This window comes from Kitasatospora sp. MBT66 (assembly GCF_000710405.2).
Taxonomy (GTDB): Bacteria; Actinomycetota; Actinomycetes; order Streptomycetales; family Streptomycetaceae; genus Kitasatospora; species Kitasatospora purpeofusca.
The window spans coordinates 290,588-314,544 of sequence record NZ_JAIY01000011.1; the positions used below are offsets into that span (position 1 = coordinate 290,588).

Genomic DNA, 23,957 nt, shown 5'->3' on the forward strand with positions numbered 1-23,957 from the left:
CCAACCTCACCGCCTCGAAGGTCCTCCTCACGAACCCCGTCGTCCCCGGCCAGCAGATCCAGTGGCGCGTCAGCGTCACCAACAACGGACCCTCCCGCGCCCGGAACGTCATCGTCACCGACACCGTCCCGCCAGGTGTGACCGGTGCGAGCATGAAGGCCGACGCCGACAACACGCCCTGCCCGATCAGCAACGGCACGGCAACCTGCCCCGCCGTCGAGATCCCCGTCGGCCAGACCCTGACCTGGACGCTCACCGCCACACTGGCCCAGGACGCCACGGTCACACCGACCAACACCGCCACGGTCACCGGCGGCCCCGACCCCGCCACACCGACCCGCACCGCCGTCGCCACGCCGACCAACTCCCCCGCGCCGCAGGCGAACCTGACCACGTCGAAGGTACTCCTCACGAACCCCGTCGTCCCCGGCCAGCAGATCCAGTGGCGCGTCAGCGTCACCAACAACGGACCCTCCCGCGCCCGGAACGTCGTGGTCACCGACCGGGTGCCGGACGGGGTGAGCGGGCCGAGCATGACGGCCGCCGACGGCACCGTGTGTCCGATCACGGACGGGACGGCTGTCTGCCCGGCCGTCGAGCTGGAGGTCGGGCAGACGGTCTCCTACACACTGAGCGGCACGCTGATGCAGGACGCGACGGTGACGCCCACCAACACGGCGGTGGTCACCGGCGGGCCCGACCCGGCGACACCCACGCACACCGCCGTCGCCTCGCCCACCGACTCGCCGGCGCCGCAGGCGAGCCTGACCGTCGCCAAGGCGCTGCTGACCGACCCGGTCGTGCCGGGTGAGGTCGTCCAGTGGCGGGTCACGGTGACCAACAACGGTCCGTCCAAGGCGCGCAATGTCGTGATCACCGATCGGATCCCGGCCGGGGTCTCCGACGCCGTCCTCCAGTCGGACGCCGACGCGTCCGCCTGCCCGATCACCGACGGTGCGGCGGTCTGCCCGGCGATCGAGCTGGAGGTCGGACAGACCGCCTCCTACACGCTGACCGCGACGCTCGCCCCGGACGCGACCGTGACGCCGACCAACACGGTGACCGTCACGGGCGGCCCCGATCCGGCCACACCCACGCACACCGCCGTCGCCTCGCCCACCGCCGTGCCCACTCCGCAGGCGAACCTCAGCATCGCCAAGGTGCTCGTGACCAACCCGGTCGTCCCCGGACAGCGGATCGAGTGGCGGGTCACGGTGACCAACAACGGCCCGTCGCGGGCCCGGAACGTGGTCGTCACCGACAGCGTCCCGGCCCAGGTCGACGGCGCGAGCATGGTCTCGGACGCCGATGGTTCCGCCTGCCCGATCACCGGTGGGACGGCGACCTGCCCCGCCGTGGAGATCCCGGCCGGCGGCAGCGTCTCCTACACCGTCGGGGGGACGCTCGACCCGGCGGCGACCGGCACCCCGGTCAACGTGGCCGTCGTCACCGGCGGGCCCGATCCGACGGCGACCGCCCACACGGCGACCGCGACCGCCAGCGAGACGGTCGAGCCGCGGGCGAGCCTCACCGTGTCGAAAGCACTGGTCACCGACCCGGTCGTGCCCGGCGAGTCGATCGCCTGGCAGATCAGCGTGACCAACAACGGGCCGAGCCTGGCCCGCGACGTCGTGGTGAGCGACCGGATCCCGGACGGTGTCGTCGGCGCCTCGCTCTCGCCGGACACGACGCGGGCGGCCTGTCCGGTCACGGGCGGCACGGCCGTCTGCCCACCGGTCGAGATCCCGGTCGGCGGGACCGTCACGTACACGTTGAGCGGGATGCTGGCGCAGGACGCCACGGTCACGCCGACCAACACGGTGGTGGTCACCGGCGGCCCGGACCCGGCCACCCCGACGCACACGGCGGTCGCCTCGCCCACCGGTTCCCCGGCACCGCAGGCGAAACTGACGGTCTCCAAGGTGCTGGTGACCGATCCGGTGGTGCCCGGTCGGACGGTGCAGTGGCGGGTCACCGTGGTCAACAACGGTCCGTCGCGGGCCCGGAACGTCGTCATCACGGACCGGGTGCCGGACGGGGTGTCGGGCGCCGCCATGGCCTCGGACGAGGACGGCACCGCCTGCCCGGTCGCGAGCGGCACCGCCACGTGCCCGGCGATCGACCTGGAGGTCGGGGAGACCGCCTCGTACACGTTGAGCGGCACGCTGGCGCAGGACGCCACGGTCACGCCGACCAACACGGTGGTGGTCACCGGCGGCCCGGACCCGGCCACACCGACGCACACCGCCGTCGCCTCGCCCACCGGTAGCCCGGAGCCGCAGGCCAACCTCGTCGTCGCGAAGATCCTGGTCACCGACCCGGTGGTCCCCGGCCAGCAGATCCAGTGGCGGGTGACGGTCACCAACCACGGGCCCTCGCGGGCGCGGAACGTCGTCGTCACCGACCGGGTGCCCGCCGGGGTGAACGGCGCCACGATGGCGGCGCAGGACGGTACCGCGTGTGCCGTCGCCGGTGGGACGGCGACCTGCCCGGCCGTGGAGATCGCGGCCGGCGAGACCCTGGCCTGGACCCTGACCGGCACGCTCGACCCCGATGCCGTCGTCACGCCGGCCAACACGGTGACCGTGACCGGCGGGCCGGACCCGGCCACACCGACGCACACGGCGGTCGCCTCACCGACCGGTAGCCCGGAGCCGCAGGCCAACCTCGTCGTCGCGAAGATCCTGGTCACCGACCCGGTGGTCCCCGGCCAGCAGATCCAGTGGCGGGTCACCGTCACCAACAACGGCCCCTCGCGGGCACGGAACGTCGTCGTCACCGATCGGGTGCCGGCCGGGGTCGACGACGCCACGATGGCGGCGGACGACGGCACCGCCTGCCCGATCGCGGACGGGACCGCCACCTGCCCCGCCGTGGAGATCGCGGCCGGAGGGACGCGGACCTGGACCCTGACCGGCACGCTCCACGCCGGCGCCACCGTCACGCCGACCAACACGGTGACGGTCACCGGCGGGCCGGACCCGGCCACGCCGACGCACACCGCCGTCGCCAGCCCGTCCGTCGAGCCGGTGCAGGAGGCACGCCTGAGCGTCGCCAAGGCGCTGCTGACCGATCCGGTCGTGCCCGGGCAGCGGATCCAGTGGCAGGTCTCGGTGACCAACCGGGGCCCGTCCGTGGCCCGTGACGTGGTGGTCACGGACCGGGTGCCCGCCGGGGTGAACAGCGCCACGATGGCGGCGGACGACGGCACCGCCTGCGCGATCACCGGCGGGACGGCCGTCTGCCCGGCGGTCGGGATCCCGGTCGGGGCGACCCGGACCTGGACCTTGACCGGCACGCTGGACGCCGCCGCCACCGTCACGCCGGCCAACACCGTGACGGTCACCGGCGGGCCGGACCCGGCCACGCCGACGCACACCGCCGTCGCCAGCCCCTCCGTCGAGCCGGTGCTTCAGGCGCACCTGACCGTCGCCAAGGTGCTGGTGACCAACCCGGTCGTACCGGGTGCCCCGGTCGAGTGGCGGGTGACCGTGACGAACGACGGGCCCTCGCTGGCGCGGGGCGTCGTCGTCACGGACCGGATCCCGGCCGGGGTGCTGAACGCCTCGATGACGGCCCAGGACGGCACCGCCTGCCCGATCGCGGACGGCACGGCGACCTGCCCGGCCGTCGAGATCCCGGTCGGCCGGACGCTCGCCTGGACGGTGAAGGGGACGCTCGACCCGGGCGCTACCGTCACGCCGACCAACACGGCGACCGTCACGGGCGGCCCCGACCCGGCCACACCCACGCACACGGCGGTCGCCTCGCCCTCGGAGTCGCCGTCGGCGAAGGCGCGGCTGAGCGTCGCCAAGGTGCTGCTGACCGACCCGGTGGTCGCCGGGCAGCAGATCCAGTGGCGGGTGACGGTCACCAACCACGGGCCCTCGCGGGCGCGGAACGTCGTCGTCACCGACCGGGTGCCCGCGGGGGTGAACGGCGCCACGATGGCGGCGGACGACGGCACCGCCTGCCCGATCGCGGACGGCACGGCGACCTGCCCGGCCGTCGAGATCCCGGTCGGCGGGACGGCGGGCTGGACGCTCACCGGCACGCTGGACGCGGACGCCACGGCCGTCCCGATCAACACGGTGGTGGTGACCGGCGGGCCGGACCCGGACGCGACCGACCGCACCGCGGTGGCCACCCCGACCGTTCCGATCACCGTGCGGCACGACCTGCTGCTCACCAAGCGCGCGACGCCGACCGACCCCAAGCCCGGTGACCGGGTCACGTACACCGTCACCGCGACCAACCGGGCCGGTGGCACGTACGTCGGCGCCGTCGTCACCGACGACCTCTCCGGGGTCCTGGACGGCGCGGTCTACGGTCTCGACGCCCGCGCCGACACCGGGCGGACGGCCTACGCGGCGCCTCGCCTGACCTGGACGCTGGACCTCCGGCCCGGAGCGACGGCGACGCTCAGCTACACCGTCAACGTGAAGCCCGGGGCGGGTGGCGCGACGCTCGTCAACCGGCTCACCGCCGACGGGTCCAACTGCTCCGGCGGCGCCGGCGGGAATGGCAGTGGCAGTGGCGGTAGCGGCGGGACCGGCGCGCGGCGGGCGGCGGCGGTGAGCACGAGCGGCAACTGCTCGACCACCACCACGGTCCGCAGGCTGCCGAGCCCGAGCCCCAGCCCGACGACCCGGCCTCCGCTGCCGCCCACCGGGAGCGGCAGCCCGAAGCCGGCGCTGCTGGTCGCCGTTCTGCTCCTCGCTCTCGGTGGCCTGCTGGTGGCGGCGCGGCGCTCCCGTCGCTGAGCGTCCCAGCGATCACCGTCGGGCGGTCGGCTCTGTCGGCCGCCCGACGGCGGTTCGCGGCGGTGCTGACGGAGAACGCTGACCGACGGTGGTGCGTGGCCGGACCCTCAGCCAGGATCGACGGCCCGGGCGGTGGCGAAGATCCGGGCGCAGCGTCCTGCCATCGCCTCGGGGCTCTGGTCGGGGTGCTCGATCCACCAGCGGACCAGGGTGGTGCACAGGCCGCGCCAGGCGTACTTGAGGGCGTCGGCGTCGAGGGGGTCGTCGGACCCGGTGCTGCGCAGGAGTTCGGCGGTGCCGGTGGCGGCGAGTTCGTCGATGGCGTCGCGGTAGTGGGCGGCGCGGTGGGCCGCCTCGCTGCCGGGCGGCAGCGAGGGGTCGTAGAGGACGAACCATGCCTCGCGCTGCCCGTCGAGGGCGTCGAAGAGGGCGCGCAGCACGCGCAGGGGGGTGGGGGGTGCGCCGTTGTCGTGGTCGGCCATGGCGGTCCGGACGGCGGTCAGCAGCCGGTCGCCGACGGGTTCGAGGCAGCCGAGGAAGAGGTCCTGCTTGCTGCCGAAGTACTGGTGCAGCAGGGGCTTGGTGACGCCCACCCGGGCGGCGACGGTGGCCATGGTGGTGGCCTCGTAGCCGCGTCGGCCGAACTCCTCGGTGGCCGCGGCGAGAACCTGTCGTTCGCGCTCGGCCCTGGGCATGCCCTTGGTGCCGGCCCTGGTGGGAAGCATTGTCATAGAACTGATCTTACCTTAGGGTAATTTACTGACCGGTAAGTTCATCGGATCCCCCGGAGCTGCCTCATGACGCCTGCCGCCGAGACCGTCCCCCGCCTCCGGTCCTGGTGGGGCTGGGGCTATCAGGACGCCCAGCCCGACGACGCCGAGTGCCTCGCGCTGGGCGCCCTGCTGCCGGGCACCCTGGCCCGCCCGCTGCCGGTCCCCCGGGTCGCCGACCTCGCCGTCGGCCGGCCCGCCGTGACGCCACCGCCCTCCCTGGCACACCTCGTCGGCGCCGACCCCGGCGACCGTGCCGCCCACGCCATGGGCAAGGCCTACCGGGACGTCGCCCGCGCCCTGCGCGGCCGCCCGGGCCGGATCCCGGACCTGGTCGCCCGTCCGACCGGCGACCGGGCGGTGGCCGACCTGCTCGACTGGGCCGGTTCGCACGGGGTGGCCGTCGTTCCGTTCGGCGGCGGCTCCTCCGTGGTCGGCGGGGTGGAGTACCGCGGCGACGCCCACCGCGCCGTGCTGTCGCTCGACCTGACCTCGATGGACCGCGTCCTGGAGGTCGACCCGACCGGCCGCTCCGCGCGCATCCAGGCCGGGGCCCTCGGTCCGGTACTGGAGGACCAGTTGCGGCCCCACGGCCTGACCCTACGCCACTTCCCGCAGAGCTTCGAGTTCTCCACCCTCGGCGGCTGGCTGGCCACCCGGGCCGGCGGCCACTACGCCACCGGGCACACCCGGATCGACGACTTCACGCAGGCGCTGCGCGTGGTCACCCCGGCCGGGACCAGCAGTTCCTGGCGGCTGCCGTCGTCCGGCGCCGGGCCCTCGCCCGACCGGCTCTTCCTCGGCTCCGAGGGTACCCTCGGGGTCATCACCGAAGCCTGGATGCGGGTGCAGGAGCGTCCCCGTCACAAGGCTTCCGCCGCACTGGAGTTCACCGATTTCCGGCGCGCGCTGGACGCCGTGCGCGCCGTCGCGCAGACCGATCTCGCCCCGGCCAACTGCCGGCTGCTCGACCCCGGCGAGGCGCTGTTCTCCGGTGCGTCGAAGGACGGTTCGAGCGTCCTGGTCCTGGGCTTCGAGTCCGCCACCGGGCCGGTCGACCACCGGCTCGCCGCCGCCGTCGGCCTGGCCCGCGACCACGGCGGACGGGTCGCGGCCGACACCGCGGGCGGCGGCGCCGTGGGCGCCTGGCGTTCGGCGTTCCTGCGGATGCCCTACCTGCGCGACGGGCTGGCCCGGATGGGCGCCGTCGTGGAGACCTTCGAGACCGCCGCCACCTGGGACCGGATCCCCGCCCTGATCGAGGCCGTCCGCGCCGAGGTCGGCGCCGCCGCGCACGCGGCCACCGGGCAGCCGGCCACCGTCAACTGCCGCCTCACGCACGTCTACCCGGACGGCGCCGCGCCGTACTTCACCGTCGCCGTGGCCGGACGCCCCGGCGAGGAGGTCGCCGTCTGGGACGAGATCAAGGCCGCCGCCACCGACGTCCTGCACCGCCACCGCGCCACGGTCACCCACCACCACGCCGTCGGGCGCGACCACCGCCCCGGCTACGACCGCCAGCGTCCGGAGCCGTTCGCCCTGGCCCTGCGCGCCGCCAAGGACGCCCTCGACCCGCACGGCATCCTCAACCCCGGTGTGCTGCTCGACTGACCGGTACCGGCCGACACTGGTGGGCCGTCGGTGTGCGGACGTACCGGCGACCGATCGGCTCCGGTCGGGACGAACACGAGAACCGAACCGCCCGTGACCTCACCAGGTTCGGGGTTTCCACCAGTTCGCCGGCCCGGCGGGCGGGAGGGAGACTTCCCGCCAGGGGCGGCGACCCGTTCCGAAGGCCGCCGCCAGGGACCGAACAGAGGGGGGCCGACGCGATGAGCGGTCAGCTGTACGACGGGATCGGCGAGGCGTTCGAGGGCTTCAAGAACCTTCCGCTCGCCCGCTACGGGGAGGTGCCCGGCTTCCTCGGCCTGGTCGGCGACGTCGAGGGCAGGTCGGTCCTCGACCTCGCCTCCGGAACCGGCTTCTACAGCCGGGAGTTCAAGCGCCGCGGGGCCTCCCGCGTGCTCGGCGTCGACATCTCCTCCGCGATGGTCGAGGCGGCCCGGGCCCGGGAGGAGGACGAGCCGCTGGGTGTGCGCTACGAGCTCGGCGACGTCGCCGAACTGCGCGCGTTCGAGGAACCCTTCGACATCGCGGTCGCCGTCCAGCTGTTCAACTACGCCGAGGACGTCGCCACCATCGAGCGGATGTGCCGCAACATCCACCGGAGCCTTGCGGCCGGGTCCGAGTTCTTCGCCTTCGGGCAGCACCCGGACTTCCGCTTCGACGGGCCGTCCCTGGCCAAGTACGGCTTCCTCTGCGAATCGCTCGGCGAGCACACCGAGATCGGGCCCAGGGTGAGGATCACCGCGCTCCTCGATCCGCCGATCTCCTTCGTCGCGAACCCGCCCGGCCGCGAGGTCTGGGAGCGGAGCCTGCGGGCGGCCGGGTTCACCGGGACCACCTGGGTCCCGCTGGAGATCTCGGCGGCCGGTGTGCGGGAGTACGGCGAGGAGTTCTGGGACGACTACGCCGCCAATCCCCCGCTGACGATGCTGCGCTGCCGCGCCTGAACCGGCGCAGGCGGCGGGCCGCACCCCGTTCCGGTCCTCCCTCGGCCGTCGGGCGGCCGAGGGAGGACCGGGCTCGCAGCGGACCGACAGAGATGCGGCCCGGGCGCGTTGCGGCGATGCTGAAAGTATCGGTATTTCCTCGACATTCGGCATTTTTCTCGACCTCACGAGAGGACGCAGCCGTGTCCGACGAACTCGACCTGAGGACGGACAAGTCCTGCAGCGGTTCCCGTGCCCTGCCGATCAGCGAGTCGTTCACCGCCACCACGACGGCGACCCTGTTCTCGCCCCCGTTCCACGCTTCCGCAGGCACCACGATCAACGTTCAGCTGCTGGCCGAACTGGACGACCCCAATGGAATCCCCGGCAACGGGACGGTGGGCGTCACCGTGCGCCAGTGCTGCGACCTGTCGGACTCCGACATCACGCAGCAGACGGTCGGCAGGATCGGACCGGCCGGATCACCCGAAGCCACCCCGTTGACCGCGACGCTCTCCGACGCCTGCACGCTGTCCACCCATCCCGACGGCAACGACAGCGAGTTCGTCTACTACCTCCGACTGAGGATCAGCGACAGCTTCGACCGGGTCAAGCTGTCCTACTCGATCACCTGAGCGACGTGAGCGCCGGGCTCAGAGCCCGAGTTCGGTCAGCCCCGGGTGGTCGTCGGGGCGGCGGCCGAGCGGCCAGTGGAACAGCCGCTCCGCCTCGGTGATCGGCAGGTCGTTGATCGACGCGTGCCGGTGCGCCATCAGGCCGTCCCGGTCGAACGCCCAGTTCTCGTTGCCGTAGGAGCGGTACCACTGGCCCGAGTCGTCGTGCCACTCGTAGGCGAAGCGGACCGCGATGCGGTCGGCGGTGTGCGCCCAGAGTTCCTTGATCAGCCGGTACTCCTGCTCGCGCCGCCACTTGCGGGTGAGGAAGGCCGCGATCTCCTCGCGCCCGGTGACGAACTCGGCGCGGTTCCGCCAGCGGCTGTCCGGGGTGTAGGCGAGGGAGACCCGCTGCGGGTCGCGGGTGTTCCAGCCGTCCTCGGCGGCGCGGACCTTCACGCGGGCGGTCTCCTCGGTGAACGGGGGCAGGGGCGGGCGCTGCTCGGACATGCCGGTCTCCTTCTGCGGACGACTCCGGAGTCAGGTGAGAACGGTCGTTCTCACCGCGTCCGCTACCCTATGAGAACGATGGTTCTCATGTAAAGGACAGGGCTGATGGACACCGACGGCGCACGTACCCGGATCCTCGACGCGGCCGAGGAGCTGTTCTACGCCCAGGGCGTCCAGTCGGTCGGCATGGACGCCGTCCGCACCACCGCCGGCGTCACCCTGCGCCGCCTCTACCAGCTCTTCCCGTCCAAGGACGACCTCGTCGAGGCCTATCTGGAGCGCCGCGACCGGCGGTGGCTCGCCGAGCTCGCCGAGCATGTGGACGCGGTCGCCGGCACCCCGGCCGAGCGGGTGCTCGCCGTGTACGACTGGCTCGCCGACTGGTTCGCCCGGCCCGGCTTCCGGGGCTGCGCCTTCGTCAACTCCTACGGCGAACTGGGCACCACCGCGCCCGGGGTCGCCGCCGTCGCGCGCCGGCACAAGGAGGCGCTGCGCGACTACCTGACCGGGCTCGCCGAGGACGCCGGTGCTCCGGCCGGCACCGGGGTCCGCCTGGCCCTGCTCGCCGAGGGGGCGATCACCCTCGCCGCCCTGACCCGCACCCCGGCCCCCGCCGCCGAGGCCCGGGAGGTCGCCCGGCTGCTGCTCGCGAACGCCGGTGCCGGCGCCACTGCCGGTGCGAGCGCCGGCGTCACAGGGTGAGCCGGCGGGCGGAGGCGCGGATCGGGTCCGGGAGTTCGGTGCCGCCGCGCAGGTAGCGGTCCACGGCGGCGGCGGCCGAGCGGCCCTCGGCGATCGCCCACACGATCAGCGACTGACCGCGCCCCGCGTCGCCCGCGACGAAGACGCCGGCCGTCCCGGCGGCGAAGCCGTCGTCGCGGGCGAAGGCGCCGTCCGGGCCGGCCGTGAGCCCGAGCCCGGCACTCAGCCAGGGCTCCGGCTCGGGGCCGGTGAAGCCGAGCGCGAGCAGGGCCAGTTCGGCCGGGACGCTGCGCTCGGTGCCCGCCCGGGGGGTGCGGTCGGGCGATTCGGCGTCGGCGAAGCGGACCGCGGCGAGGCGTCCGTCCGGGCCGGACTCGAAGGCGACCGTGCTGGCGGCGAACACCCGGACCCCACTCCCGGTGGCGTCGGCCTCCTCGTGCGAGGTGGTCTCCCGGTGGACCTTGGGGTGGACCGGCCAGGGCTGTCCGGGGGCCCGGCGCGCGGGCGGGCGCGGGTTGATGTCGAGCTGGGTGACGGCCGCCGCCCGCTGCCGCAGCGCGGTGCCGAGGCAGTCCGCCGCGGTGTCGCCACCGCCGACGATGACCACCCGGAGGCCCTCGGCGGACACCGGCGCGACCGGGAGCTCCCCCTCGTCGACCCGGTTCGCGCCGGTCAGGTAGGCCATCGCCTGATGGACGCCCGGGAGGCGGCCCCCGGGCACCGGCAGTTCGCGGCGCAGGCCCGCGCCGACGGCGACCACCAATGCGTCGCACTCGGCCCGCAGTTCGTCGGCCGCGAGGTCCCGGCCGACGCACAGGCCGGTGCGGAACGTGGTGCCCTCGGCCCGCATCTGGTCGAGTCGGCGGTCCAGCCGGTGCTTCTCCAGCCGGAACGGCGGGATGCCGTAGCGCAGCAGCCCGCCGGGGCGGTCGGCCCGCTCGTACACCGTGGTGGTGTGGCCGGCCCGGGTGAGCTGCTGGGCAGCGGCGAGGCCCGCCGGGCCGGAGCCGACCACGGCCACCCGCCGGCCGGTGGTGCCGACGGGCGGCTGCGGGAGGTCCCAGCCCTCCTCCCAGGCGCGGTCGGCGAGGGCGAGTTCGATGTTCTTGATCGTGACGGGCGCCCCGCCGTCGACGGCCAGCACGCAGGCGCTCTCGCAGGGGGCCGGACAGAGCCGCCCGGTGAACTCGGGGAAGTTGTTCGTCGCCAGCAGGCGCACCGCCGCGGCCCGCCAGCCGTCCAGGGCCACCAGCCGGTTCCAGTCCGGGACGAGGTTGCCGAGCGGGCAGGCGCTGTGGCAGAACGGCAGCCCGCAGTCCATGCAGCGGGCGGCCTGCCCGCCGACGATCGGCAGCAGGGACCCGGGACGGTACACCTCCCGCCAGTCCTCGACCCGCTCCCGCGCGTCCCGTCGCACGCGCTCCGCGCGCGGGGTGGTGAGGAAGGCCATCCGGTCTGCTGCCATCGCGGCCTCCGGCAGGGCGTGCCGACACGGGTCGGCGGCACCCCGGCGGACGCGCCACCGTGTGGCCACGGTACGCCCACGAACGGCTCGCGGGAAGCGGTGGCCGGGAGCCGGCCTCCCCGGGCCTCGTGCCGCGGCGCGGGGCGACGCCCGGGTTTGACCGGTTCTGCACTCCCGGGCCCATGATCGGCCGTGCCAGGCTCGGTTGCGGCCGGCCGGGTCCGGCCGGAGCGGTGCCCCCGCCGCGTCCGTCGCGTGCTCCGCGCCGGACGCCCCGGGAGCCACCGCGCCACCGACCGAGGACGAGGTGAGTTGCTTGGCCACCCTGATGACGACATTGCGCGGCACGCTCACGGCCGCCGCCGCCGCTGCCGCCGCCCTGGCCACCGTCGGGACCGGGGCCGCCCACGCCGCCGGCTGGCCGCCGTTGCAGGACGGCGGGTACCTGTACTCCGGGACCACCGGCACCGGGACGGTCACCTCGGTGGACCTGTCCGACCTCGGCACCTGCCACACCCTGGCGACGCCCGCCCGGTCGGTCCAGGTCGCCTCCGGCTCGGCGTCCGTCCTGCTCTACCCCGGTGCCGGCTGCACCGGCGCCCACCCGTGGGCCACCGAATCCCTGGTGCAGTCCGACCTTCCGGCCGCGGCGCGGAGCTACCGGGTGGTCCCGGCCTGACGGTGCCCCGGGCGGCGTCAGGCCGGGGCGGCTCCACCCGGAGCGGGCCGCGCCTGGCCCGTCCTCCCGTCAGACTGGTGCGCGGTCGTGCCGCACGCGCACCGGTCGTTCGGAGGGAGCCGCGCATGGTCGGACAGGGAGCGGCGGGCCGCGGGCCCGCGCAGGAGGCGGTGGCGGCGGCCCTGGAGCGCGCCGCCGCCGTCGCGCACCTCAACGCCTTCATCACCCTCGACGGCGAGGGGGCCGCGGCGGAGGCGGCCCGTCACGACCGGCGCGGCGGCGGCGCCCGCCGCTGGTGCCTCGCCGTCAAGGACAACGTCCATGTCGCGGGCCTGCCCAACACGGCGGGGACCCCCGGGCTCGCCGGGTTCGTCCCCGCCGCCGACGCGCCCGTCGTCGCGGCGCTGCGCGCGGCCGGCGCGATCGTCCTGGGCAAGACCAACATGCACGAACTGGCGCTGGGGGTCACCTCCGGCAACCCCACCTTCGGCGCGGTCGGCAACGGCGCCGACCCGGCCCTGTTCGCGGGCGGCAGCAGCGGCGGTACGGCCGCCGCGGTGGCCTCGGGCATCGTGGACGCCGGGCTCGGCACCGACACCGGCGGGTCCGTCGGCATCCCGGCCGCGCTGAACGGGATCTACGGCCTGCGCCCCAGCGCCGGGCGCTACCCCTCGGGCGGTGTCACGCCCCTGTCGGTCACCCGGGACACCCCCGGGCCGATGGCGCGCACCCTGGACCGGCTCGCCGCGCTGGACGCCTTCGTCACCGGCCGCTTCCTCACTGGCCGCGCCGGGGCGGCGCTGCCCCCGGACCGCACGCTCCGGCTCGGCCTGCCGAGGCATGTGTTCACCGAGGACCTGGAGGCCCCGGTCCGGGTGGCGTGGGAGGCGGCCGTGGAGCGGCTCGGCACGGCGCGGGCCGTCTGGGTCCCGGTGGACACCGGGCACCTGGTGGAGTTCGACGCCCGGGCCGGGATGCATCTCGTGCTCGGGGAGTTCGCCGCCGCCTTCGACCGCTACCTGGCCGGGCACCGGATCGGGCGCAGCACCGCCGAGGTGGTCGGGGCGGCCGCCGACCCGGCCGTGGCGGAGCTGCTCGGGGCCGCCGCCCTGCCCACCGGCCCGGCGTACCCGGGCCCGGCCGCGCTGCGCGGGGCGGTCGTGGAGCGCCGCGCGATGCAGGCCGCATACGCCGAACTCTTCGCGGTGAGCGGCGTGGACGCGATCCTCTGCCCCACCGTGCCGGTGTGCGCCCGGCCGCTGCACCGGCACGAGGCGTCGCTGCGCCTCAACGGCCGGGAGGTGCCCACCTTCCCCACGCTGATCCGCAACACCTCCCCCTCGGCCACCGCGGGGCTGCCCTCGGTCACGGTGCCGCTGCCGGTCGACGGCTCACCGCCGGTCGGCCTCCAGTTGGTCGGTCCGCGCGGCGGCGACCGGGGGCTGCTGGCCGTGGCCGCCCGGATCGACGCCCTGCTGCGACGGGGGGAGCCCGGGGACGCTCGCCCGTGACGTGGTGGGGCGGTCGCGGCCCGCGTCCCGACCGGCACCCCCGTGGCCGGTCGGGGCGGGGTGCCGGTCAGCCGACGGCGATGACGACCTTGCCCAGCGGCTTGGCCCGCTCGTAGTACTCGTAGGCCGCCGCGGCCTCCTCGAACGGGAAGACCCGGTCGACGACGGGGCGCAGGGCGTGCTCGGCGACGAAGGCGTTCATGGCCGCGAACTGGGCGTGGCTGCCGACCGCCACCGCGCGGACGGTCGCGGCGACGCCGAAGAGCAGGCGCGGGTCGAGCGGCGGCCAGTCGCCGGAGACGGAGCCGACCAGGGCGAGGTGGCCGTCGACGGCGAGCGACTTCAGTGACTGCTCCAGCGAACCGGCGGTGTCGACGACCCGGTCGACGCCGCGTCCGCCGGTCAGCTCCCGGACCGCGGTGTGCCAGTCGGGCCGGTCCCGGTAGTTCACCACCTCGTCGGCGCCCAGTTCGCGCAGTCGCCGCTCCTTCGCCGGGCTGCCGGTGGTGGCGATCACCCGCGCGCCGAGGGCGTGGGCGTACTGGAGCGCGAACAGGGACACTCCCCCGGAGCCGGTGGTCAGCACGGTCTCCCCGGGGCGCACGCCGCGGCCGTCGCCGGTCAGCGCGTTCCAGGCGGTGAGGCCGACGCAGGGCAGGGTGGCCGCCTCCTGGTAGGAGAGGTGGGCGGGGACCGGCAGCAGGGCCTGCTCGGGGAGGACGGCCAGCTCGGTCAGCATCCCGTCCAGCGAGCCGCCGAGCTGCGGCAGCAGGTCCGCCGCCAGCCGGCCGTCCCGCCAGTGCGGGAACAGGGTGGCGGTGACGCGGTCCCCCGGGCTCGCCCACCGGACGCCCGGTCCGACGGCGACGACCTCGCCGGCGCCGTCGGAGACCGGGACGAGGTCTGCCTTGACCGGCAGCACGTACTGGCCGCGCAGCACCAGCAGTTCCCGGAAGCTCAGCGAGACCGCGCGGACCGCGACCGCGACCTCGCCCGGCCCCGGGGTCCTCGGCCGGGCCGTGCGCAGCGACAGCCGGTCGAGGCCGCTGCCCTCGCCGAGGTGGTAGCTGCGCACCGTGGAGGGGAACGCGGCGGCGTTCGTCGGGACGGCGGTGGTCGCGGCGGGCGCGGTGGTGGTCATGGTCGTTCCCCCGGTGGTGAGGTGTTCGCTGTGTGCCTCCACCGTGCCGCCGACCCCGGTCTCCGCTCAATTCCCGGCCGGGAATGACGACCGGCACCTCCCCGATCGGCCCGCGGCCCTCCCCCGGGCCCTCCCCCGGGCTCTCCGCCCGTTCGGGTGACAATGCGCGGCCGTCGCCCCGCGACCCGGCAGACTGCCCGATAGCCGTCGCGGCCGACGGGACGGTCGCACCACGTTCGATCGTCCACGCACCACTGCCCCGCGGCGCCCAACCGGCGCACGCCGGAACCGGAGCACCGAGGGCGCGGGCGGAGCGACGGCCGGCACCGCTTCCACCGACACAAGTCAACCCACGTGCCCGGCATGTTTGCTGATGGATCGTCAGCCAGGCGGCCGGGGCCGTCCAGCGAAGGGCCGCCCCCGATGTTCGACTCCAGTTTCGCGTTCCCCCGGGCCCTGCTGAACCCGGTGGCCGGGCCCGGCGGCCGGGTGGTCGTGATCGGCGCGGGCATCGCCGGGCTGGTGTGCGCGTACGAGCTGCAGCGGCGCGGCTTCGACGTCGTGGTCTACGAACGCGGCAACCGCCCGGGCGGACGCGTTCGCACGCACCGGTTCTGGGACGGCACCCACGCCGACCTCGGCGCGATGCGCATCCCCGCGAACCACCACTGCGTGCTCCACTACGTGACCCGCTTCCGGCTGCCGACCCGCCCGTTCGTCAACTGCAACCCGAGGGCCTACTACCACCTGCGCGGCCGGCGGGTCCGGGTGGAGAACGTCGCGTCCCTGTTCCCCGCCTTCGCCCTGCGGCCGGAGGAGCGCCACCAGCCGTCCGCGCTGCTGGACCGGATCCTCGGCCCGGTCTGGCAGGCCTTCACCGCCGAGCAGCAGCGCCTCGCCCTGGACGGCCACTGGGACGACCCCGCGCTGGAGCGCGCGGCCTCGGTCTCGCTCTGGCAGTTCGTCCACGAGCACCTCTCCCAGGACGCCTGGGACCTCTACGGCCACGCCAGCGGCCTCGCGCACTACGAGCAGTCCTCGCTGCTGGAGGTCCTGGTCGACTACTTCGGCCTCTTCCACCGCGGCCAGGTCGAACTCACCGACGGACTGGACTCCCTGGTGCACGCCTTCGTCCGCGCGCTGCGCCCCGGCACCCTGCGGCTGTCCAGCCGGATCGACGAACTCGCGCCCACCCCGGACGGCGTACGGGTGCGCGGCCGCCGGATCGGGGGCCGGCTCGACGACACCGCGGACTTCGCGGTCTGCTGCGTCCCGGCCCCCGCGCTCGACCAGATCACCGTCACCCCCGGCCTGCCGCACCCCCAGCGCCACGCCGTGCGCGGCATCAGCTACGCCAGCAGCGCCAAGACCGTGCTGCACGTGACCCGCCGCCGCTGGGAGAGCGAGGACGGCATCCACGGCGGCGGGAGCTTCACCGATCTGCCGATCCAGCAGGTCTGGTACCCCTCCGACAACGCGGTGCGCACCGACGGCGGCGTCAACGGCTTCGGCACGCCCCGCTGGGACGTCCGCGACCCGCTCCGGTCGGCGCAGCCCGCCGCGCTGCTCGGCGCCTATCTGTGGGGGGCCAACGCCCGCCGGTTCGCCGCACTGGACCAGTCCGACCGGGAGGCCCTGGTGCTGGAGTGCCTGGAGAAGCTCCACCCCGGGATCACCTCGGACGTGGACGACATCGTGCACTGCAACTGGGACGTGCAGACCGGCATGGGCGGCGGCGCGTTCGCCCATCTGACACCCGGCGAGCACACCCGCTACCTGTCGGTGCTCGGCGCCCCGCACCCGGCCGGGCGGCCCCGGATCTTCTTCGCGGGCGAGCACCTGTCCGGCGCCCACGCCTGGTGCCAGGGCGCGGCGCAGTCCGCGCTCGGCGCGGTCGGCGCCCTGCTGGAGCACGCCCGGCACCCGCGCGGCACGGCCGCGGCGCCCGCCCGATGAGCCCGCGCGAGCCGCTCGGCCGCGCCGAACTGCGGTCCCTGCTCGGCCCCGCGCCGCACGCCACCGAGCAGGTCGGGGTGGAGGTCGAGTGCGGGCTGCTCGACCCGGTCACCGGTGTCGGCGCCCGCTACCACGGCCCGCGCGGCGTCCACGCCGTGCTGACGGCGGTGCTGCGGCAGTGGGGCGGCGAACCCGAACTCGACACCGGCCGGCTGACCGGCGTCCGGCTGCCCGACGGCAGCAGCGTCACCCTGGAGCACGGCGGCCAGATCGAGTACTCCTCGACACCGGCCCCCGGCGTCGGCAAGGCCATGGACGAAGTCCGGGCGGCGCTGGAGCGGCTCGCCGACCTGGCCGCCGGGTTCGGCCTGGCCCTCGTGCTGGGCGGCAACCTGCCGTTCGGCCGGCTCGCCGACGTCGAATGGGTGCCGATGACCCGCGGCGCCGTCATGCGCCGCCACTTCGAGGACCTCGGCCCGGCCGGGGCCAGGGCGCCGTACGTGATGGCGCTGTCGCTGTCGACCCAGGTCACCCTCGACTTCCTCGACCCCGGGGACTTCGGCCGGAAGCTGCGGATGCAGACCGCGGCCGCCCCCGTCGTCTCCGCCCTGCTCGTCAACTCACCGCTCCACGAGGGCCGCCCGTGCGGCCTGCTGTCGCACCGCTCCTGGTCCTGGCTGGGGATGGACCCGCGCCGCCACGGCCTGCTGCCGCCCGCGCTGCGGCCCGACGTGAGCGCCGACGACATCGTGGACTGGGCGCTCGGCATCCCGCTGATCCACTACCGGACCGCCGACGGCCGCTACCACCGCGCACCGGACGGCACCTTCGCCGACCTGATCCGCGACGGCCTGGGCGACGGCACCGCGCCCACCCTCGACCACTGGGCCGGCCACCTCTCCCAGCTGTGGACCGACACCCGGGTCCGGCGCACCCTGGAGCTCCGCGGCGCCGACGGCCCGCCCCGGCCCCACCTCGCCGCCCTGCCCGCCCTGTGGACCGGCCTCAGCTACCACCCGGAGTCCTGCCTGGCCGCCTGGGAGCTCCTCCGGCACCACACCGCCGGGGAGCACCGGGCCGCCCGCGCCCACCTGCCCGCACACGGCCTCGACACCCGCCTCGGCGACACGCCCGTGCGCCCCCTGGCCGTCGAGCTGCTCCGGCTCGCCCGGGCCGGCCTCCACGCCCGGGTCGCGGCCGGCCTGGAACCGCCCCACGTCCCCGCCCTGCTCGACCCGCTGGACGAGATCGCCGCCACCGGCCGCACCTTCGCCGCCGAGTGCCTCGACCGCTGGCACGGCGACCTCCGTGCCGACCCGGCGCGCTACGTCGCCGCGTACCGGGTCTGACCGTCCCTGCCGCCGGGGCGGTGGGGTGCGTGTCCTCCCGGCTACCGGGCGGTGGGGGCGCCCTCGCCGCCGCTCGGGACGGCGGAGCCGAACCGCCATGCCTCGATGTCGCGGTAGCGGATCGGCCCGGGGCCCCGGCCGATGTTGCTGCCGACGAGGTGCAGCCGTTCGGTCGGCCACGGCCGGCCCTCGAAGCCGGTGAGCCCGGCGGCGGCCAGCGGGACGCTGGTGGCGTCGTCGCGGCGGGAGCGGGCCAGGGTCAGATGGGGGCGCAGCGGGCGGTCCCTGAACGTGATGCCGCAGGAGCCGACCACCGCGCGGACGTCGGCGGCGAGGGCGTGCAGCCCCTCCAGGTCGCCGTCGATCCCGCTCCACAGGAGTCGCTCGTCGAAGTGGCCGCCGCCGCGCAGGCGCAGGTCCAGGGCGGGGCGCGAGGCCGCCGGGGCGGCCAGGGCCGCGCGCAGCGGGGGCACCGCCGTGGAGGGCAGTTCGCCGAGGAAGGCCAGGGTGATGTGCCAGTCCTCGATCCGGTTCCAGCGCAGTCCCGGGAAGGTCTCGTAGGCGGGGCGCAGGGCCCGGGCCAGTTCGTCCTTAGCGTCGTCGGGCGGGGCCAGGGCCACGAACACGCGCAGGGTCGAGGGCTCGGGGTGATCGTTCACGACGGGGAGGTTAGCCCAGGCCGGAGCGGCCCGGCCCACCGGTGCCCGGGGTGCGGGCGCCGCAAGGGCGGAGTGCGGCCGCCGGAGGAACAAGGCGCGGGCGCAGGAGGGGCGGGGCGCGGGCGCCGCGGGGGTGCTGTCGTCCCTGAGGGGGGAACGGCGGGCGATCGTACCTGGTCGGGAGGGGGCGGTCGGGGCCGACGCCAGCCCGGATTCGACCGGGTCGCGACCGGATCCGACCGGGGGATCCCGCGCGGTCCGGAACGGCCGGAACGCGCCCGCACGGACGGTACGGTTCTGCTCAACGGCCTTTTCCCGTAATGGGGTTGCCCCACCCAGTGGTAGCACACCGAGTGGGGCGCACGGGCCGATCAAGGAAGATGAGGCACACCTGTGTATGACCGACCCTCCCGGGGGCGGGCGGACCTGCCCCCGGTGATCTCCCACGCTAGCAGGGGCGGCAGCGCGCCCACGGGATTTCGCAGCCTGCGCGCCACCCCTGGCGGGGCCGACTCGACCGGCCGCCCGTCCTGTTCGCGACCGACCGGGCGGCGTACGCCGGCGGCGCGGCCGTGCGGGAACACCTCGCGACGGTCCCCGGCCTGCTGAGGGCGGGTCGGACCGCCCGGACCCGGGCCGCGACCGACCCGCCGGACCCGCCACCGCCGAACGAAGAGCATCCGGCCCCCTCCTGGCGGAGGCCGGACGGCACGCGCCCCCGCCCCGGAACTCCGGCCCCGGCGCGCGCCCCGCGCACCACGCGCACCTTCCGAGCCACCCGACTGCCCCCGCACACCTGCGACCCGACCCCGATCGGAGGCACGGTGCCCAGTCCGCACAGGCCCGCGACCGGCCCGGCCGGCTACGCGGCCTTCGTCCAGCTCCACCGCCACACCTACGAGCGGTACGCCCGCGCCCGCCTGGGCGACCGCTCGCTGGCGGCGACGGTCGTCGCACAGGTCCTGCGCCGCGCCGAGCTGGACTGGAGCGCCGCACTCCGCGGGGACCCCGCCGCCTTCACCTGGGACGTCCTGCGGGAGAGCGTCACCACGGCCCGCGGCGAGGCCGCCGACGCGTCGGCCGACGACCTGCACCGGGCACTGCCCGACCGGCCGGCCGACGCCGCGCTCCTGCACGAGCGCCTGGGCCTCGCGCCCAAGGCCGCCGCCGCCCTGATGGGCCTGGGCGAACCCGAGTTGCAGGTCCAACTCCGGGCCGCCCGCCGGATCCTGGCCGAACTCGACCCCGGCGGCCGGAACGGGGGCGCCTGACCGGACACCCCTCGAAGAAGCCCTTCGAAGACGCCGTTCGAAGACGCCGCCCCACCGTGGCGCGCCCGACCGCTCCCCCGCGGACGCCGGTGCGCCACGGCATCGCCATGCCCCGCCACAGTTCACCCACCCGGGTTGTTTCAACCGCGATCGGGCCGACCTAGGATGACGTGTCATCACAATGGCTTGTCGACAAGGAACTTCGGCACACCCAAGGGGGTACCGTGAACGACGCGAGGGCCGAATCGCGGGAGCACTACGTTGACGCGGACACGCCCAGCGCGGCGCGGATGTACGACTACCTCCTGGGCGGGCACTACAACTACCCGTGCGACCGCGAGGCCTGCGACCAGCTGCTGGTGACCGCCCCCAGCACCCGGGAGCTGGCGCTCAACAACCGGGCCTTCCTGGAGCGGGTGGTGCGCCACATCGCCCGGCGCTACGGGATCAGGCAGTTCCTGGACCACGGCTCGGGCCTGCCCACCCAGAACAATGTGCACCAGGTCGCCCAGAGCGTCGATCCGGACAGCAAGGTGGTCTACATCGACAACGACCCGCTGGTCCTCGGCTACGGACGCGCGTTCCTGGAGGAGAACCGGAACGTGCTCATCCTGCCCTCGGACATGCGGGAGACCGCGGCCATCGCGGCCGACGCGGCGCGGATCATCGACTTCCGCCAGCCGGTGGCCGCGCTGTTCGTGTCGGTGCTGCACTGCGTCCCCGACGACGACCGGGGGAACCCGCGCAGGATGGTCGAGGACACCGTGCGGCTGCTGGCCCCCGGCAGTGTCGTGGTGATCTGCCAGCTGGTCAGCGAGGACGCCAGGATCCGGGACGCGGTCACCGAGCTGATGCGGGAGCAGACCGGCGGCCGCTGGGGCCGGGTGCGGACCAAGGCCGAGGTGGCCGAGCTCTTCACCGTTCCCCGGCTCCGGATCGAGGAGGAGGTCGGCCTGCTCGACGTCACGGACTGGCGGCCGGACACCGAGCTGGTCCGGCGCCAGGCCACCCAGGAGTGGATCGAGTACGGAGGCCTGGCCACCGTCCACTGAGGCCCCCGGCCGGTCGCGGTGGCGGCGTCAGAGGCGGGCGCGGTGCCAGTCGAGCGCCTCGGCGACCAGTTCACGGCTCGGCACCGGCCCGGGAGCCTGACGGATGACGCTGTCGCTGAGGTCCTGGTAGTCGAGGTAGTCGCTGTCCGCCGCCTCGCCGGCGATCGGGCCCCGGTGGAACTCGGCCCGTCCCCCGGCCTCGGTGTAGATGACGTCCGGGGCCGCGAACGAGCCTCGTTCGAAGCTGAGCCGGATCAGCGAAGTCACCTGGAGCGCGAGGGGGTTCTCCGCCGCGATCACCCTGACCGCGACCGGCGAACGCTCCTCGTCCACGTGCCGCAGCAGCACCGACAGCTGGTCGACCATCATCCGGGGCTCGCCGAAGTCGGCGTAGAGGGCGCCGCGCTGGACGAAGAAGGTCGACCTCGGGAGCCGGCGCGCGAAGCGGTCGGCGCGCAGGCCCCGGACCTCGATGATCCGGTCGGCGAGCCTGCGTTGGCTGGCGAGCAGGGTCCGGCCCGTCACCACCTCGCGGTACCGCGGGATCTGGAGCACCCCGGGGATCACATTGGTGTCGATGATGATCTGCCGCGCGGCCCACTCCTCCAGGCTGGTGAGCCGCAGCATGGAGTCCGGCACGGCCTCGCGGTAGGCGGCGCGGGAGCGGGTCCGCACCGAGTTGGCCCACCCCTCCGCCGAGGCGTCGTGGGCGAGTTGGAGCAACTGTGCGCGCCGGGGCCCGGGCCGGACCCCGAGGGCGTCCAGGAGGACCTCGACCACGGCCGGCTTGTCGATCCGCATCTCGCCGTTCTCGATCCGGCTGTAGACCGACGTGGAGACCTTGACCCTGGTCCGCTGCAGCACCTGCCGCTGGGTCAGGGTGCCGCGTTCGATCTTCAGCTCCGCACCCAGGAGCAGGGCGGGAACGCCCCAGGACCCCGGCGGGTCGGGCGCGGGACGCCCGAACGGAACTGCACGGTCCTCCATGGGCAAAGGGCCCCCCTTGGGCACAATCTCGAAGCTCACCCCGAACGGTCGGGTTCAGCTTCACACAAGGGGGGCTCCGTCGTCACGCCGGACCGCTGGACCCGGGTGCCGGTACTACGAACTCAAACCGCCAGACGGTCGAATTCACCGTTCTTCACGCCGCTGAGAAGTGCCGCGATCTCCGGTGCGGTGAGGACCAGGGCCGGACCGCTCGGGAAGCGGCTGTTGCGCAGGGCCACCTGGCCGTCGTCCAGTTTCCGCAGCTCCACGCAGGCGCCCGTGCCCTGGCTGGCCCGGGCCTTCTGCCAGCCGTCCGTCGCCTCGATGACGTCGGCCGGCATGCCGTTGAAGTAGTCGATCACGATCAGCCATCTCCACTGTCCGATGGGCGCCCGCTCCTCCGATCTTCATACGGCACGGAGAAGTGCCCTGGTGGGACTCCTGCGCAATCCCGTGCGGGATTGCGCAGGCCGGGCGACTTGAATCATTCACCTCGACAATCGAACAGCGCCACTCCCTAATAGGGTGAATGCGGATCGCTTTATGCATACCTATTGTCAGCGGCTGATAGCACTGTCGGACGGACCGCGTGCTACCGGTCCGCCGGGCCGTAGACGGTGTTCAGGACACCGCTGGCGAAGGCCGTGCTGCTCAGGAGCTTCAGCCGGATCGGGTCGACGCCCTCCTCGAACAGGCGGATGCCGCGCCCGACCGCGATCGGGTGGACGAGCAGGTGCAGCTCGTCGATCAGCCCGGCGGCCAGCAGCGCCCGCACCACCGAGACCGAGCCGGACATCCCGATCGGGCCGCCCTCCTCCTGCTTCAGCGCGGTGACGCCCTCGACCAGCCCGCCCTTCAGCTGCTCGGAGTTGCGCCAGGTCAGCTCCAGCTCCGAGCGGGAGACGACGACCTTGCGCGCGTCCCCGAGCGCCTTGGCCATCCCGCCCTCCTCGCCGCCCGCGTCCTCACGGTGCGGCCAGGTCGCGGCGAAGGTGTCGTAGGTGGCGCGGCCGAGCAGCACGGTGTTCGCCTCCGCCAGCCGGGCACCGACCGCCGCGCCCATCTCCGCGTCGAAGTAGGGGAAGTGCCACTGCTCCGGGCTCTCCACCACGCCGTCGGCGGCGATGAACAGACCTGCGGTGAGCTTGCGCATCAGGATCTCCCTGTGTCTTGGTGTTGCTTGCTTTCATACGGTCAGACCGGCCGGCGGGGCGGAACTCATCGGTCCCGGCGGAAAAAGTTCTTCCGGAGCACGCGCGGGGCCGCCGCACCCCCGTGCCCGGCGGCCGCCGCCCGCGTTCTGACAACGCAGAAGCTAGGTTGCTTTTCCAACTTTCACAACATACATGCGACACAGATCAAGCATTTCCGCAGCTCAATGGCTCCATGATCGTTGCAACGGGCCTGAATTCAATGCAACGAAAAGGGGTCAAGCCATTGCAATGGTCCGACGCTGAACGCTCAGGCGGAGGGTGCGGTACCGGAGAAGGGGGTGCGGACCTCGGCCGGGGCGAGCAGGGTGGCGGGGAGGGCGCCGAGCTGCTGGAGCACCGCGGTGCGGTCGTACGCGTCCACCGACCTGACGATCCGCCCGTCCTCGGCGAATTCGAGCTGGCTCATCACGTACAGCGAGAAGCTCTTCCCCCGGCTGGACTGCGGAAGACAGAGGAACGGCTGCCTGATCGTGGCGCCGTACCGCACGTGCGCCACCGCGTGCGACCGGCCGACCAGCACGCCCGCGCTGACGGACCGGATGTCGGAGAACAGCGTGCCGGCCCGGGCGAAGTACTCGTGCAACTCCCGGTGCCCCCGGTAGGTGTGGCCGAACGCCATGTCCTCGATGACGGCGTCCTCCGTGTAGTACGCCAGGGCGTCGGCGGGTGCCGTCGGGGACTCCCACATCGCCACCCAGCGTTCCACGAACGCCTTCCGCTCGCTCTCGTCGAATTCCGGCACGTCGAATTCCGGCACGGGGA

Annotated in this window: 20 protein-coding genes; 11 read left to right on the forward strand and 9 right to left on the reverse strand. The window is 74.4% G+C overall.

Going from position 1 to position 23,957, the window contains the following annotated elements:
• On the forward strand, window positions 1-4,763 hold a 4,763-nt coding region (locus BI06_RS32060), incomplete at its 5' end, for a DUF11 domain-containing protein (protein ID WP_043474041.1).
• Window positions 4,764-4,870: 107 nt separating this feature from the next.
• On the opposite strand, the gene BI06_RS32065 is transcribed toward BI06_RS32060, so the two are convergent.
• On the reverse strand, window positions 4,871-5,494 hold the full coding sequence (locus tag BI06_RS32065; RefSeq protein WP_030397231.1) for a TetR/AcrR family transcriptional regulator: 624 nt from the start codon (window positions 5,492-5,494) through the stop codon (window positions 4,871-4,873).
• Window positions 5,495-5,560: 66 nt separating this feature from the next.
• Between BI06_RS32065 and BI06_RS32070 the strand changes: the two genes are divergently transcribed.
• The 3 genes from BI06_RS32070 to BI06_RS32080 all read left to right on the forward strand — a co-directional run bounded on the left by BI06_RS32070 (window position 5,561) and on the right by BI06_RS32080 (window position 8,720).
• Window positions 5,561-7,144, forward strand: a complete 1,584-nt coding sequence (locus tag BI06_RS32070) for an FAD-binding oxidoreductase (protein ID WP_043474043.1) — start codon at window positions 5,561-5,563, stop codon at window positions 7,142-7,144.
• A gap of 221 nt (window positions 7,145-7,365) precedes the next feature.
• Window positions 7,366-8,106, forward strand: a complete 741-nt coding sequence (locus tag BI06_RS32075) for a class I SAM-dependent methyltransferase (RefSeq protein WP_043474045.1) — start codon at window positions 7,366-7,368, stop codon at window positions 8,104-8,106.
• Window positions 8,107-8,288: 182 nt separating this feature from the next.
• On the forward strand, window positions 8,289-8,720 hold the full coding sequence (locus tag BI06_RS32080; protein WP_030397228.1) for a hypothetical protein: 432 nt from the start codon (window positions 8,289-8,291) through the stop codon (window positions 8,718-8,720).
• Window positions 8,721-8,738: 18 nt separating this feature from the next.
• Here the strand turns inward: BI06_RS32080 and BI06_RS32085 are convergent, their stop codons facing one another.
• Window positions 8,739-9,209 carry a nuclear transport factor 2 family protein gene (locus tag BI06_RS32085; RefSeq protein WP_043474048.1) on the reverse strand — a complete coding sequence of 157 codons (471 nt, stop codon included), beginning with the start codon at window positions 9,207-9,209 and terminating at the stop codon, window positions 8,739-8,741.
• Between the two features lie 105 nt (window positions 9,210-9,314).
• On the opposite strand from BI06_RS32085, the gene BI06_RS32090 reads away from it, so the two are divergent.
• Window positions 9,315-9,911 (forward strand): TetR/AcrR family transcriptional regulator, encoded by a 597-nt coding sequence (locus BI06_RS32090; protein WP_051742380.1) that lies wholly within the window; start codon window positions 9,315-9,317, stop codon window positions 9,909-9,911.
• On the opposite strand, the gene BI06_RS32095 is transcribed toward BI06_RS32090, so the two are convergent.
• Complete coding sequence (locus BI06_RS32095; RefSeq protein WP_043474051.1) at window positions 9,901-11,376, reverse strand: glutamate synthase subunit beta; 1,476 nt, start codon at window positions 11,374-11,376, stop codon at window positions 9,901-9,903. The two genes, BI06_RS32090 and BI06_RS32095, sit on opposite strands and share 11 nt — an antisense overlap.
• 316 nt (window positions 11,377-11,692) lie before the next feature.
• On the opposite strand from BI06_RS32095, the gene BI06_RS32100 reads away from it, so the two are divergent.
• Together BI06_RS32100 and BI06_RS32105 are read left to right on the forward strand one after the other, a co-directional pair.
• The gene (locus BI06_RS32100) at window positions 11,693-12,055 is read left to right on the forward strand and encodes a hypothetical protein (RefSeq protein ID WP_233290371.1); all 363 of its coding nucleotides are present in this window, start codon (window positions 11,693-11,695) and stop codon (window positions 12,053-12,055) included.
• Window positions 12,056-12,180: 125 nt separating this feature from the next.
• Window positions 12,181-13,566, forward strand: a complete 1,386-nt coding sequence (locus BI06_RS32105) for an amidase family protein (protein ID WP_051742382.1) — start codon at window positions 12,181-12,183, stop codon at window positions 13,564-13,566.
• Between the two features lie 67 nt (window positions 13,567-13,633).
• Here BI06_RS32105 and BI06_RS32110 read toward each other — a convergent pair whose 3' ends face one another.
• Window positions 13,634-14,707 carry an NAD(P)-dependent alcohol dehydrogenase gene (locus BI06_RS32110; RefSeq protein ID WP_082558824.1) on the reverse strand — a complete coding sequence of 358 codons (1,074 nt, stop codon included), beginning with the start codon at window positions 14,705-14,707 and terminating at the stop codon, window positions 13,634-13,636.
• A gap of 423 nt (window positions 14,708-15,130) precedes the next feature.
• Here BI06_RS32110 and BI06_RS32115 point away from each other — a divergent pair, with 423 nt between their 5' ends.
• Window positions 15,131-16,663 carry an NAD(P)/FAD-dependent oxidoreductase gene (locus BI06_RS32115; protein ID WP_107113449.1) on the forward strand — a complete coding sequence of 511 codons (1,533 nt, stop codon included), beginning with the start codon at window positions 15,131-15,133 and terminating at the stop codon, window positions 16,661-16,663.
• Window positions 16,660-18,012 carry a glutamate-cysteine ligase family protein gene (locus BI06_RS32120; protein WP_043474053.1) on the forward strand — a complete coding sequence of 451 codons (1,353 nt, stop codon included), beginning with the start codon at window positions 16,660-16,662 and terminating at the stop codon, window positions 18,010-18,012. The genes BI06_RS32115 and BI06_RS32120 overlap by 4 nt, the downstream gene beginning before the upstream one ends.
• Before the next feature lie 41 nt (window positions 18,013-18,053).
• Here the strand turns inward: BI06_RS32120 and thpR are convergent, their stop codons facing one another.
• Window positions 18,054-18,671 carry an RNA 2',3'-cyclic phosphodiesterase gene (gene thpR, locus BI06_RS32125; protein WP_051742387.1) on the reverse strand — a complete coding sequence of 206 codons (618 nt, stop codon included), beginning with the start codon at window positions 18,669-18,671 and terminating at the stop codon, window positions 18,054-18,056.
• Window positions 18,672-19,495: 824 nt separating this feature from the next.
• On the opposite strand from thpR, the gene BI06_RS49810 reads away from it, so the two are divergent.
• Together BI06_RS49810 and BI06_RS32135 are read left to right on the forward strand one after the other, a co-directional pair.
• Window positions 19,496-19,942, forward strand: coding sequence for a hypothetical protein (locus BI06_RS49810; RefSeq protein ID WP_149030553.1), 447 nt, complete (start codon window positions 19,496-19,498; stop codon window positions 19,940-19,942).
• A 224-nt stretch (window positions 19,943-20,166) separates the two neighbouring features.
• Entirely contained in the window at window positions 20,167-20,994 is an 828-nt protein-coding gene (locus BI06_RS32135) for an SAM-dependent methyltransferase (protein ID WP_043474059.1), read from the forward strand.
• A 27-nt stretch (window positions 20,995-21,021) separates the two neighbouring features.
• On the opposite strand, the gene BI06_RS32140 is transcribed toward BI06_RS32135, so the two are convergent.
• The 4 genes from BI06_RS32140 to BI06_RS32155 form a co-directional block, all read right to left on the reverse strand.
• A complete protein-coding gene (locus BI06_RS32140) occupies window positions 21,022-21,981 on the reverse strand; it encodes a Scr1 family TA system antitoxin-like transcriptional regulator (protein WP_051742389.1) in 960 nt (319 codons plus the stop codon).
• A gap of 122 nt (window positions 21,982-22,103) precedes the next feature.
• Complete coding sequence (locus BI06_RS32145; protein WP_369826281.1) at window positions 22,104-22,346, reverse strand: DUF397 domain-containing protein; 243 nt, start codon at window positions 22,344-22,346, stop codon at window positions 22,104-22,106.
• Between the two features lie 227 nt (window positions 22,347-22,573).
• A complete protein-coding gene (locus BI06_RS32150; RefSeq protein WP_030397216.1) occupies window positions 22,574-23,134 on the reverse strand; it encodes a dihydrofolate reductase family protein in 561 nt (186 codons plus the stop codon).
• Between the two features lie 308 nt (window positions 23,135-23,442).
• Window positions 23,443-23,952, reverse strand: coding sequence for a nuclear transport factor 2 family protein (locus BI06_RS32155; RefSeq protein WP_043474061.1), 510 nt, complete (start codon window positions 23,950-23,952; stop codon window positions 23,443-23,445).
• Window positions 23,953-23,957 lie beyond the last annotated feature (5 nt).